The organism is Caloramator sp. CAR-1 (genome assembly GCF_030546345.1).
GTDB classification, from domain to species: domain Bacteria; phylum Bacillota; class Clostridia; order Clostridiales; family Caloramatoraceae; genus Caloramator; species Caloramator australicus.
This window is the reverse complement of sequence record NZ_JAUONW010000018.1, coordinates 44,920-58,260: the sequence shown is the minus strand read 5'-3', so window position 1 is coordinate 58,260 and position 13,341 is coordinate 44,920. Positions and strand designations below refer to the sequence as shown.

12 protein-coding genes are annotated in these 13,341 nt (G+C 33.4%); 3 read left to right on the top strand and 9 right to left on the bottom strand.

Annotated elements, in window-relative coordinates; translation table 11 throughout:
• The first annotated feature begins 261 nt into the window (after nt 1-261).
• Genes Q3V94_RS06270 through Q3V94_RS06260 form a run of 3 tightly spaced genes read left to right on the top strand, consistent with a single transcriptional unit; the run spans nt 262 to nt 3,390 of the window.
• A complete protein-coding gene (locus Q3V94_RS06270; protein ID WP_303526038.1) occupies nt 262-519 on the top strand; it encodes a (2Fe-2S) ferredoxin domain-containing protein in 258 nt (85 codons plus the stop codon).
• Complete coding sequence (locus Q3V94_RS06265) at nt 512-2,221, top strand: [Fe-Fe] hydrogenase large subunit C-terminal domain-containing protein (RefSeq protein ID WP_303526035.1); 1,710 nt, start codon at nt 512-514, stop codon at nt 2,219-2,221. Before Q3V94_RS06270 ends, Q3V94_RS06265 begins: the two co-directional genes overlap by 8 nt.
• Nucleotides 2,218-3,390, top strand: coding sequence for a SpoIIE family protein phosphatase (locus Q3V94_RS06260; protein WP_303526034.1), 1,173 nt, complete (start codon nt 2,218-2,220; stop codon nt 3,388-3,390). The genes Q3V94_RS06265 and Q3V94_RS06260 overlap by 4 nt, the downstream gene beginning before the upstream one ends.
• Nucleotides 3,391-3,560: 170 nt before the next feature.
• Here Q3V94_RS06260 and Q3V94_RS06255 read toward each other — a convergent pair whose 3' ends face one another.
• The 9 genes from Q3V94_RS06255 to Q3V94_RS06215 form a co-directional block, all read right to left on the bottom strand.
• The gene (locus Q3V94_RS06255) at nt 3,561-3,794 is read right to left on the bottom strand and encodes a DUF3343 domain-containing protein (protein WP_008907454.1); all 234 of its coding nucleotides are present in this window, start codon (nt 3,792-3,794) and stop codon (nt 3,561-3,563) included.
• A gap of 4 nt (nt 3,795-3,798) precedes the next feature.
• Nucleotides 3,799-4,011, bottom strand: coding sequence for a sulfurtransferase TusA family protein (locus Q3V94_RS06250; protein ID WP_008907455.1), 213 nt, complete (start codon nt 4,009-4,011; stop codon nt 3,799-3,801).
• Nucleotides 4,001-5,086, bottom strand: a complete 1,086-nt coding sequence (yedE, locus tag Q3V94_RS06245) for a YedE family putative selenium transporter (RefSeq protein ID WP_008907456.1) — start codon at nt 5,084-5,086, stop codon at nt 4,001-4,003. The genes Q3V94_RS06250 and yedE overlap by 11 nt, the downstream gene beginning before the upstream one ends.
• A 185-nt stretch (nt 5,087-5,271) precedes the next feature.
• Entirely contained in the window at nt 5,272-6,993 is a 1,722-nt protein-coding gene (locus tag Q3V94_RS06240; RefSeq protein WP_008907457.1) for a S8 family serine peptidase, read from the bottom strand.
• Between the two features lie 112 nt (nt 6,994-7,105).
• A complete protein-coding gene (gene pflA / locus Q3V94_RS06235; RefSeq protein ID WP_008907458.1) occupies nt 7,106-7,855 on the bottom strand; it encodes a pyruvate formate-lyase-activating protein in 750 nt (249 codons plus the stop codon).
• 3 nt (nt 7,856-7,858) lie between these two features.
• Entirely contained in the window at nt 7,859-10,084 is a 2,226-nt protein-coding gene (gene pflB, locus Q3V94_RS06230) for a formate C-acetyltransferase (protein WP_303526031.1), read from the bottom strand.
• 250 nt (nt 10,085-10,334) lie between these two features.
• Complete coding sequence (locus Q3V94_RS06225; RefSeq protein ID WP_008907460.1) at nt 10,335-11,543, bottom strand: ABC transporter permease; 1,209 nt, start codon at nt 11,541-11,543, stop codon at nt 10,335-10,337.
• Nucleotides 11,544-11,554: 11 nt separating this feature from the next.
• Complete coding sequence (locus tag Q3V94_RS06220; RefSeq protein ID WP_008907461.1) at nt 11,555-12,247, bottom strand: ABC transporter ATP-binding protein; 693 nt, start codon at nt 12,245-12,247, stop codon at nt 11,555-11,557.
• On the bottom strand, nt 12,244-13,332 hold the full coding sequence (locus Q3V94_RS06215) for an efflux RND transporter periplasmic adaptor subunit (RefSeq protein WP_303526027.1): 1,089 nt from the start codon (nt 13,330-13,332) through the stop codon (nt 12,244-12,246). Before Q3V94_RS06215 ends, Q3V94_RS06220 begins: the two co-directional genes overlap by 4 nt.
• Between the last annotated feature and the right edge of the window lie 9 nt (nt 13,333-13,341).

Below are 13,341 nucleotides of genomic sequence, written 5' to 3'. Positions count from 1 at the left end.
GGGGCTATTTATTGTTTCCTAATATACACTGTAAACTACCTACATTTATAGAAGTGGGAGACTTCTATCGCTGATTAGGTTAAAGAAACAATTTTTCTCTTTATATCCTTAATACTATGGGAATAATCTCTACATACTTTGGCTTTATACCTCTGTATTTCCATAAGGGTTCTAGTCTATTAATTCTATTGAACAAAATTTTATTTTTTGTTACAATTATTATTGTTAATAAATTAACATTAAATTTTGGAGGGGGTTAAAGTGCTTAGTGTGTATATATGTGTAGGAAGTTCCTGCCACCTTAAAGGTTCCTATCAAATTATGAAAATATTCCAAGAAATAATAAAGGAAAAAAATTTAGAAGAAAAGGTTGAACTTAAAGCGTCCTTTTGCCTTGGTAATTGTATAAATGGTGTTTCAATAAAGGTTAACGATGAGATTTTTGGAGATCTAAAGTCTGAAAATGCTAGAGAAAAATTTGATGAATATATATTAAAGAAGGTTAATAGCAATGATTAACATAATAAAATTTAAAAAAGCAAACTGCAAAAACTGTTACAAATGTATAAGAAGCTGTCCTGTAAAAGCTATATCTTTTAATAATGATCAGGCTCAAGTAATTGAGGATAACTGCATACTTTGCGGAAACTGTCTTAAAGTATGCACTCAGAATGCTAAAAACGTTGCAGATGAAATAGGAAAAGTAAAAGAATTTATAGAAAAAAAGTATCGTGTTTATGCAAGCATTGCACCTTCCTTCCCCTCTGCATTTAAATCCCATAATCCACAAGCGCTGTTTTTTGCCCTTGAAAAACTTGGTTTTTTTCATATAGAAGAAACAGCGATAGGAGCTTTTGCAGTATCAAGAGAATACGAAAAACTTATTAAAAAAAATAATATGAAAAATATTATAACAACAGCATGCCCGGTTGTTGTGTCCCTTGTCGAAAAATATTATCCAAGTGCTATAGAATATCTTGCCCCAGTTGTATCCCCTATGATTGCCCATGCAAAGATGTTAAAGCATACTTATGGAGAAAATATAAAGGTTGTATTTATTGGACCCTGCCTTGCAAAGAAAAAAGAATATATGGATGGAGAGAATGACTATTTAATCGATGGTGTTGTTACCTTCGATGAACTAAAAAAATGGTTTGAAGATGAAGGTATCAATTTGAATGAGTTTCAAGATGAAAATATTAAAAATGATGAAACTCTTATTGAGAGATATTATCCAATAGTTGGGGGTATATTAAAAACTATAGATAAAGAAAGCAGTTACAAATTTTTAAACGTAGATGGTTTGGAAAGCTGCATAGAAACTGTTGATGCAATAGTTAAAGGAAATATTAATGGATATTTTATAGAGATGAACAGCTGTAAGGGTGGATGCATTAACGGTCCATGCAATAATAACAGCAGCTTTATTGAAGCCTATGATGATTTTTTGAATTATGTAGGTAATACAAATACAATAAGCAATTTGAAAGATATTAAAGTTAATGTTGATTTATCAAAGGTTTTTTATAATAAAGAAGTAGAAAATAATATACCTGATGACAAAACCATCAGAAATATATTGAAAAAAATAGGTAAGTTTAAAAAGGAAGATGAACTTAACTGCGGTGCCTGCGGATATTCAAGTTGCAGGGAAAAGGCAATTGCAGTTTATAATAATAAGGCGGACCTTAATATGTGTCTACCTTATATGCGGCAAAAAGCTGAGTCCATATCTAACATAATTATTAACTCTTCTCCTAATGCAATACTTGCTTTAAACAGTGAGCTTTATATTCAGGAGGCTAATAATTCAGTATATAGAATTTTTAATTTAGAAAATATACATTTAGTTAGAAAAAATGTGTTTGAATTCTTTGATTGCCCTGATTTTGCAATTGTAAGGGATACTGGAAAGGACATTTTAAATCAAAAAATTTATTATGATAAGTATGATGTTACTGTAGAACAATCGGTAATATATGCAAAGGACCATGATGTAATCATAGTAATAATGAAGGATATAACAAAAGAAGAAAAAAATCAAGAACAATTGAATAAAGTTAGAAAAGAAACTATTGAAATTGCACAAAGAGTTATTGAAAAACAAATGAGAGTTGCACAAGAAATTGCAAGTCTTCTTGGAGAGACTACAGCAGAGACAAAAGTAGCATTAACTAAACTAAAGGACACAATGGTAGCAAAGATGGGTGAAGACAAATGAACTTTTTTGTAGATGCAGATTATGAGAGTCTTAACAAATATAATGAGGAGCTCTGCGGAGATAAGGTTGAAATCATAAGAAGCAAAGAATCAGTTATTGTAGTTCTTGCTGATGGGCTTGGAAGTGGAGTTAAGGCTAATATACTTTCAACTATGACTAGCAAAATAATAGGAACTATGCTCTCTATGGGCTCAAGTATAGATGAAGCAGTAGAAACTATAGCAAAAACTCTTCCTGTATGCAAGGAAAGAGGTATTGCCTACTCTACCTTTTCTATACTTGAGATATTCAGCAATGGGGACGGGTATATTGTAGAGTTTGACAATCCTTCAATTATAAGGCTTAAAAATGGGAAGTATGCACCTTTTATTAAACATGAAAGAAACATATATGATAAAAAAATATATGAAACCAAATTTAAAATAGATCTAGATGATACATTTATTATGATGAGCGATGGAGCAGTTCATGCAGGAATAGGGCAGATGCTGAACTTAGGATGGCAGTGGGAAAATATTAAAGAATATACAGAAAGAATATATAAAAAGGAACTACCTGCTAAAAACTTTACAAGGTTATTAGTTAATGTCTGTGACAATCTTTATGGACAAAAACCCGGAGATGATACTACAGTTGTTGTTGTAAGAATTAGAAATCCTCAAACCATTAATGTATTAATAGGTCCTCCTGTTGATAAAAATCTGGATGAATATGTTATTAAAAAGTTTATCGATAGCAAAGGTAAAAAGATTGTATGTGGAGGCACTACATCTCAAATAGTCTGCAGGGTTTTAAATAAAGAACTTAAGGTTAATTTTAACTACGTTGATCCTTCGATTCCTCCAGCTGCAGAGATTGATGGTATAGATTTAACATGCGAAGGTGTTCTTACTATGAGTAAAGCAGTTGAACTTGTAAAAATGTATATTTCATCAAAAGATACTTCAACAAATTTGTATTATCTTAATAAAAATGACGCTTCTTCAAAACTATCTAAAATGTTGATAGAAGAGGCTACTAATATACATTTTTTCGTTGGAAGGGCAATTAATCCTGCCCATCAAAATCCTGAATTTCCTCTCGATTTAGGATTAAAATTAAAGCTTGTTGATAATATGGCTGAATATTTAAAGTTTCTTGGAAAAGAAGTTACAGTAGAATATTTTTAAAAATTTATACATTCAAAATTGTTTTATTTATTAATACTAGTCATCTTTTTATTAATAGTGACATTTAAAAACCTCCTTCTTGGTTTATATTTCAATTCCTACCAAGAAAGAGGTTTATAATTTATTCATACAACATAGTTTGTATAAATAAATTAAATTATGGTAAATGTCTAATCCCTGTAAACAAGATTATATTGATTATTATTCCTCTTATAAATTGCATCCACTTCTTCTATTATAAAACCTGTTATATCTTCTTCATATTCAAAGGCTGCTGAGATGCCACAACTTGAACTTAAAACCCTTGGAGTTGGCATAAGCTTTACATCTATGCCTTTGTCCCTTAGAAACCTTTGAAACTTAAATGCTCCGTTTTGTGTGTAGAAAGTTACTATATATTGCATCTTGTCACCTACTTAAAGTTAAAAGTATTCCCTCATCATTTTCTACAACTTCAACATTATATCCGCTATTTTTAGCAAATCTTTTTATGTTTTCCCTTGCTGTTGCATTGTCAACCAAAACCTTAACTCCATCAGGCGAAGCTTCAATGGCCTTCTTTGTCAAAAGAACAGGCTCTGGGCAGGATCTTCCCCTTGCATCAACTAAATTACCCTTCAACTTTAACTCCCCCTTTAACTTTAACATTAACTTCCCTTTCTATGTTAAAGTATCCTATAAGTGCAACTATTATAAACCCTATAATAACCGCAATTTTCCCGTTTGGAGTAGGTCCATCTGGAGTTGAAGCAAGCTTAAAGTTATGGGCAAAGGCTGCTCCAACAAGCATTCCAAGAACTGTAATAGCAGAATCTATATTGCCTTCTCCTGCTAATATAAGTTGTCTTAATGGGCATCCACCAAGTAAAACTGATCCAAAACCTGCAAGTCCCATTCCAAGGAAGTTCCATAAAGCATCATTATGGGCAACAGGCTGCTTTACAAAACCTAATGTAAACTTTCCAATAGCAATATTGCCCAATAGTGCAGCAACAAAGATTGCAATAAATCCTGAAATTAAATACCAGTCTTTAAATAATATAAGGTCCCTTATTCCTCCAACCATACACATTCTTGTTCTTTGGGCAAACCCTCCAACTATAAGTCCAGCAACCAAAGCTAAAAATATTGGTGCATGCATAGAGCCTGGTCCCTTTTGACTAAAGAATATAAAGGTTGGCGCTGCTAAAAGCAATACTAATAAACCTATGTTAATTGCTGGTAATAAAAATCCTTCTGCTTTGTTTAAAGTATATGTTCTTTTTAATGTAAATCCTTTGTTTAAGAATATTATTCCAATATATATGCCTGCTGCAAAGCCTATAAGACCAACAACTGCATTTAAGTCTCCCCCTGCGATTCTTAAAACCATCCTTAATGGGCAACCTAAAAACATTAACGCACCTATCATAACTATAAAACCAAGAACAAATCTTACAAGTGGTGACGAGCCTCCCCTTGCATTAAATTCCTTTTTCCCATAGGACATCAAGAAGGCTCCTAAAACAATCCCTATAATTTCTGGTCTTATATACTGAACAAGTTCTGCCCTATGAAGTCCAAGCCCTCCCGCGATATCCCTTATAAAGCAGGCAATACAGATACCCATATTTACTGGATTGCCAAACTTTACAAGTAATACTGCTAAAAGTCCCACAATAAGACCATTGATAATGATTAACCTTTTATCCTGCATAACCATCCCCCTTTTTTATATTTTCAATTTAATTATATGGTAATAGATAAAACATTAAAAATCGTTAATTTTTATGAATATTAAGATAATTATTTATTTTATTGATAAAGTCTCAAATTGTTTGTAAAAATAAAATTTGTCCCCTTAGAGTTTTGTGCCTCTAAGGGGACAATAATTTTTACGTTTTATTTCCAACTTAAATTAAACCAATAATTACCTGAACCTTTATATGAGTATACTTTTATCTTGTAGGTTCCCGTTTTAGTGGGTAAATATCTAATTTGTTCTTGTCTTGCTGTTCCTTCTGATTTTGCTACAAGAGTTCCATTTGGATCATATAGATAAATATCAAAATCTATGCTTGTGGTATAATTTGAAATGATAAATGTTATTCCAACAGGCTTAGTTGTATCAGTTACATTAAATTGCCACCAATCAGTATTACCAGTTCCTGTTAAGCTGTCCTGAACAAATGTAAATCCAATGTTATCTGAGAAACTTCCACTAAAGCCTCCCGCCTGCTTTATACAATTATAAGGCAGTGCAATACCGTAGCCAAAATCTATATCTTTCCCAGATGGTCCAAAATCCTTTAAGTTTGAACTGGAATAAAGAATATTCTTAACTTGCGAATCTGTGAGTGAATAATTAGCATCTAGCATTAATGCTATAACCCCAGATATAAATGGCGTTGCCATCGATGTTCCACTATAGGTTACATAACTACTTGTTGTTCCTGCCTTTGCAGCCGTTATATTGCTTCCCGGTGCAGTTATATCAGGCTTTATTCGTCCATCTGCTGTCGGTCCTCTATTTGAAAATTCGGATAATACCCATCCCTTTTCTCCTGGATCATATACTGAACCTACAGTAATAGCATTTGCTGCAGCTGCAGGGGAACCTATAGTATAAGTTCCAGGCCCTTCATTACCAGCTGCAACAACCATTATGATTCCATTATTGACTGCATTATTTACTGCAACAGAAAGGCTATCCGTTCCATCAGAAGAGCCTGCTGCACCAAGGCTCATGTTCCCAATTCTTATATTATAGGTGTTTTTATTTTGTATCATCCAATTTATTCCTGATATAATACCACTTGTTGTTCCTGAACCAGAGGAATTTAAAACTTTAATACCTACCAGTGCTGCACCTGGTGCAACTCCCTTATAATTTGCATTACCCTCTCCTGTTCCCGCTGCAATACTTGCAACATGTGTTCCATGTCCATTATCATCATAAGGAGTAGTTCTCCCATTTATTACATCATACCAACCTATAACCTTTCCTCCATCTAAATCGACATGATTTGCATAAATGCCAGAGTCTATAATTGCTATAACTACATCGTTTTTAGAATAAGATGTTTTATTCCCATCTCTATCTCCATCAACTCCAAAATCAACTCGTGCATTATTAACTCCAGTCCATTGGGAAGAAGTATCAAGATATGCTTTTACTTCTCTATCTAGTTCTATCCTCTCAACAAATGGTATTTTTGAAAGCGCTTTAACTTGTGCCTTTGTCATTACAGCAGAAAATCCATTTAGAGCATGCTGCCATCTATCCTTCTCTTTAAACTTACCTACTTTATTCGCAATTTCATTTAGAACTTTATCTGAAGGATGCTCCTTTAATCTAACAATTACTGAAACTTCATCTGTTTCATTTAATTTAACCAAATCATCAAGGTCATCAGATATTTTGTTTCCATCCTTGTCTCCAAAAAATGGAGTTTTTTCGTTTAAATTAGTATTATCAATTTGTTTATCTACAATTTCTCCTGATTGTAACTCAACGGGTGTGCTTTGAATTACTTCACCTTCAGTTGCCTTTACAAAACTAGGTAAAAATAACATAAGCAAAAAAATTACCGTCAATAATGCTGATATCCTTCTTTTTTTCATCCAAACACTCCTTTATTAAAATTTATTCCAATTTACAATATATGTAAGTCAAAATGCATTTAGACCAACTTTCTTTTAAACAAAAAAAAGCTATGGCAAAGGCCATAGCAAATCACATAGCAATCTTATCAACAATTGCATGCTGTGTGGTCAAGTTTTGATTTAGAATCTCATATAATCTTTCCAATCTATCTTTATCAAGGGGAGGAACATTTTCTAATCTATATTTAATATTCATTTCCTTATACTTGTTAACACCGTGAACATGATAAGGCAAAAGCTCAATCTTTTCTACATTAGGGATTGTATTTATGAATTTTGCAAGTTTTTTGATGTGCTCCTCGCCATCCGTTATTCCTGGAACTACTACATGTCTTATCCAAAGCTTTGTTCCATCTCTTTTGACAGCATTTAAAAATTCAAAAAATCCGTGCCTATCTGCTCCTGTAAGCTTTTTGTGTTCTATATCGTCTATGTGCTTAACATCAAGGAGCACAAGGTCTGTCCATTTTAATATTTCATCATATTTTCCTATTCCATAACCTGATGTATCAAGGGCAGTATGAATTCCCTCCTGTTTACATCTTTTAAAAAAATCTATTACAAATTCCGGCTGCAGGAGGGGATCTCCTCCAGAGAGGGTAACCCCTCCCTTTGACCTTTGAAAATATATTTTATACCTTTTTACTTTATTTATAAGCTCATCAACGGTCATTTCTTGTCCGCCCTTTATATCCCATGTATCTGGGTTATGGCAGTAGGCACATCTTAATTTACACCCTTGCATAAACACTACAACCCTAATACCAGGTCCATCGACTAATCCCATTGTCTCTATAGAATGAACTCTTGCCTTTATCATAAGTTACACCCTTTCATGAAAGGTTCTCTTAATTACTTCAAGCTGCTGCTCCCTTGTTAATCTTGCAAAGTTTACAGCATATCCCGAAACTCTAATTGTAAGAGATGGATATTTTTCAGGATGTTCCATAGCATCCTCAAGCATTTCTCTATTTAACACATTAACATTTAAGTGGTGGGCACCTTGTCCAAAGTATCCATCCATTATAGCAACAAGATTGCTAATTCTATCCTCCATATTCTTTCCAAGGGCATCTGGAAGGATTGAGAAGGTATTTGAAACTCCATCCATGCATGATGAATATGGTATCTTTGCGACTGAGTTTAGTGAAGCCAAAGCACCGTTTATATCCCTTCCATGCATTGGGTTTGCCCCTGGTGCAAATGGTTCGCCCTGCTTTCTTCCATCAGGAGTTGAACCAGTTTTTTTACCATAAACTACATTTGAAGTTATAGTTAATACAGATAAAGTATGGATTGCATCCCTATATGTCTTGTGCTTTCTTAATTCATTTATAAACTTTTCAACAATTTCAACTGCAATTTTATCAACTCTGTCATCGTCATTGCCGAATTTTGGATAGTCACCTTCTATTTCAAAATCGACAGCAACTCCATCTTCCCTTATTGGTTTTACCCTTGCATATTTTATTGCACTTAATGAATCAACTGCAACTGAAAGCCCTGCAATTCCAAAGGCCATAAGCCTTTCAACATTTGTATCATGTAGTGCAAGCTGCAAAGATTCATAGGCATATTTATCGTGCATGTAGTGAATTACATTCATTGTATTTACATAAAGTTCTGCAAGCCAAGCCATCATTTTTTCAAATTTTTGCATTACATCATCATAATTTAAATATTCACCCTCAGGAAGTTCTACCTTGGGTCCAACTTGTTCTTTTAAGACTTCATCCTTTCCACCATTTATTGCATATAAAAGTGCCTTTGCAAGATTTGCTCTTGCTCCAAAGAACTGCATTTGCTTTCCTACCTTCATTGCAGACACGCAGCAAGCTATAGCGTAATCATCGCCAAATATAGGTCTCATTACATCATCATTTTCATACTGAACAGAATCCGTCTTTATTGAAATCTCAGCACAGAACTTTTTAAAGTTTTCAGGAAGATCAACTGACCATAAAACAGTCATATTTGGTTCTGGTGCAGGTCCTAAATTTATCAATGTATTGAGGAATCTAAAGCTCGTCTTTGTAACTAAAGTTCTTCCATCAAGGCCCATCCCTCCGATTGCTTCTGTAACCCAAGTAGGATCCCCTGCAAATAGTTCGTTGTATTCAGGTGTTCTTAAGTGTCTTGCTAGTCTTAGCTTAATAACAAATTGGTCAATTAGCTCCTGAGCTTCTTCTTCTGTTATTGCCCCGTTTCTTAAATCTCTTTCAATATATATATCAAGGAATGTCGAAACTCTTCCTAAGGACATTGCAGCTCCGTTTTGCTGCTTTATTGCTGCAAGATATGCAAAATATAGCCATTGAACAGCCTCTTTAGCATCCTTTGCAGGTCTTGATATATCATATCCGTAGGATTGAGCCATTTCTTTTAATTCTTCCAATGCCTTAATTTGTTCCGTTAATTCTTCTCTAAGTCTTATAACATCATCCGTCATTGCACCATTTAAATTTCTTTTATCTTCCTTTTTCTTTTCAATTAAAAAGTCCGCACCATATAAGGGTAGTCTTCTGTAATCCCCTATAATTCTTCCTCTACCATAGGCATCTGGAAGCCCTGTTATTACTCCTGTTTTTCTAGCAAGCTTCATCTCATCTGTATAAGCATCAAAAACACCTTGATTGTGGGTTTTTCTATATTTGGTAAATATTTCAACCATATTTGGATTAACTTCATAACCATAGACCCTTGCAGCATTAACTGCCATTCTAATTCCACCCCATGGATTTACAATTCTCTTAAGGGGTGCATCAGTTTGAAAGCCTACTATAACTTCATTTTCCTTATCTAAGTAGCCAGGTTTATATGCATTTATTCCTGAAACTGTATCAGTATCTAAATCGATTATCCCCTTTTTGATCTCTTCTAAAAGAAGCTGCTTTGCCTTGTCCCAAACTTTGTTAGTTCTTTCCGTCGGTCCTACAAGGAAGGATGAATCTCCCTCGTAAGGGGTGTAGTTCTTTTGAATAAAATCCCTAACATCTATATCTTCAGTCCATTTGCCTGCAACAAATCCATTCCATTCTGCAAACCTCATAATAAAACCTCCTATTAAATAATAATTCTTATCCGCATTCTTATTATATTATATTTTTTATTCTGTTGCAATACTTTTTTCTTTGATTTTCAACATTTTGTATTGCTGTTATATTATTTTAATTCATCTGTTATACTATTAACAAGTTAAAATATTCTAAATAATCTGATTATACTCAATAATAAAAAACACCTTAAATGTTAGAATTTAATTCTAACATTTAAGGTGAATGTCTTCTTATATGAAAATTTTATTCATACCTTAACGCCTCAATTGGATCAAGCTTTGATGCTTTATTTGCTGGATATATTCCAAAAAATATTCCAACGGCGCTTGAGAAGGAAAATGCAATAAGAACTGTTGTAATACTAACCTTTGGTGCAATGTTTAAAAAGCTTCCAATAGCAAAGGCTGCAAGTATTCCAAGCATCATACCGATTATTCCCCCTATTAGGGATATTATGAGGGACTCTATTAAAAACTGAATAAGTATATCCCTTCTTCTTGCACCTATTGCCTTTCTTATTCCTATCTCCCTCGTCCTTTCTGTTACTGATACCAGCATTATGTTCATAACTCCTATTCCACCCACTAATAAAGAAATCCCTGCAATTGCTCCAATTACTGCAGTAAATATTCCAAGTATCCTGTTAACCTGGTCAAGCTGTTTAACTAAATTTTCTGCTTTATATTTGTCCTTATTATGGTGAACCGATTCTAAAAGCCTTATAATATTTTTAGCAACTAAATCGCTATCCTTTGTGTTTTCAAGCAGAACCTCTATTTGATTTATGTTAAAAGTCTTTTCAAATATAGATTCTGAAACAGTTATGGGAATGTAGCAAAATATAGGCATATTTTCTGCAAAGCTTGCGGCAAGTGCTCCGTTTTCGTTTTTGTAAACTCCCACTATAAGTGCCCTTATTAGCTTTTCGTTGTTACCAATTTTAATCGTCTTACCAACGCAATCCTCGTAACCGAACAATTTCTTTGCACTTATGTTGTCGATAACCACAACAGCTTTTTTGGCTAAAACATCCTTTTCCGAAAGGAATCTTCCATAAAGTATATCAAGCTTATATATCTTATTAAAATCACTATTGGTTCCCATAAACACTGCCCTTTTTTGGCTTTTTTCCGTTTTTATAAGCCCAATCTGCTGAAAAAATGGAGCAGCATTTTTAACTTCCTTAATTCTTGTCTTAACAAGCTCAACATCTTTTGTGGTAAAATAATCTTTTTTAGTAAGGGACTTATTATTATCTACCTTTATTTCAACTATATTTACACCAATCTTTTCAAACTCACCAGTTATTGCACTTTGTCCACCTTGACCGATTGATACGATTGTAATAACGCTGGAAATGCCAATTATTATCCCAAGCATTGTAAGAAAAGATCTTAATTTATTGGCAAAAATTGACCCTATTGCAACCTTAAAGCTCTCATATATGTTCATAATACCACCACCTAATAGACAACCCTATTTTGAACTAATTTATCCTCAACTATCCTTCCATCCCTTATTCTAACTTCCCTCTTAGTATGCTGTGCAATATCCCTTTCGTGGGTAACCATTATAATAGTCGCCCCTTCATCATTTAAACTTTGAAATATCTTCATAACTTCAATACTGGATTGAGTGTCAAGATTCCCTGTAGGCTCATCCGCCATTATTATAGAAGGATTTAGGACAATTGCCCTTGCTATCGCAACCCTTTGCTTTTGTCCTCCTGAAAGTTCATTCGGTTTATGATGCAGTCTATCGGAAAGTCCTACCTTATCAAGAGCCTCCTTTGCCATCTTTATCCTTTTGGAATAGGAAATTCCTGCATATATCAAAGGAAGCTCAACGTTTTCTAAAGCAGATAATCTAGGCAAAAGGTTAAAGGCTTGAAAAACAAAACCTATTTCCCTATTTCTTATCCTCGCAAGCTCATCATCGCTTAAAGAGGATACATCAACATCCTTTAAAAAATACTTTCCCTTTGTTGGTCTATCTAAGCATCCTAAAATATTCATAAGGGTGGATTTACCGGAACCTGATGGTCCAACTATTGATATATATTCTCCCTTTTTCACCTCAAGGTTTACTTCCCTTAAGGCCTCAAACTCAATTTTGCCAGTTGAATATACTTTAACTAAATTTTCAAGCCTTATCATTCTTTCACTTCCTTTTCAAAAACCTTTGCACCATTTGTAAGGGTTGAAGGTGGATTTAAGATAACTTTATTCCCTTCTTTAAGTCCCTCTACAACTTCAACTTCAACATCTGATGTAAATCCAGTTTTTATCTTTACTTTATTTGCTATTCCGTTTTCCACAACATATACATATTCATTCCCATATTTATCTGTAATTACAGCTTCAGCAGGAACCTTTAATGCATTATCCTTTCTTCCAAGAATTATATCAACATCAACATCAAATCCTGACTTTAAGTTTTCATCCTGGTTTAATATCTTTACATAAGCTTTAATTACTGTATCTACTCCCTGCATTGATTGGACCTTTGTTGCAACAGGACTTATATAATCTAATGTCCCCTTATATGATTTATCATAAAATTTTACAATCACCTGTTGACCCTTTTTAAGATTTACAATATCATATTGATTTACATTTAAAGCAACATTTAAACTGCTTACATCTTCAACAGTTACAATAAGGCCTTGAGCCATCGCACCTTCCTTTGCATTTAAAAATGTTACAACTCCGTCTATATCACTTACTATAAATTTTTGCTGTTTCTTTATATTTTCTTTTATACTTAAAACATTTAATCTTGCTATTTCAACCTGTTTTTCTTGAATTTTAATTTGGTTGTCTAAATTTTGCCCTTGCTGAGTTTGTATATTCTGCCCTTGCATAGATGTATTTAACTTTTCTTTTTGTTCCTTTAAACTTTCAAGTTGAAGTTTTGCTATTTCATACTGATTTTCTGCAATTTTTAATTGATTTGTAAGGTCTTGAACTTCAAAATCAACAAGTTTTTGTCCCTTTTTAACCTTTTCCCCTTCTTTAACGTAAACTTTAACTACTTTATTGCCAAAGCCATAGTATTCCTTTTTATTTTTCGATTCGACTATTCCATTAGTAGAATAAAGTGAAATTAGTTCTCCCCTTTTTACAGTATCCGTTGTAACCTCTGTCCCTTTTTTGATTCTTCTACTTAAACCAAGTAATATTAATGAAAAAGCTGCCACTATAATTAGCAAAATAGATATTACTTTAACCGACTTTTTCATCTTATCACC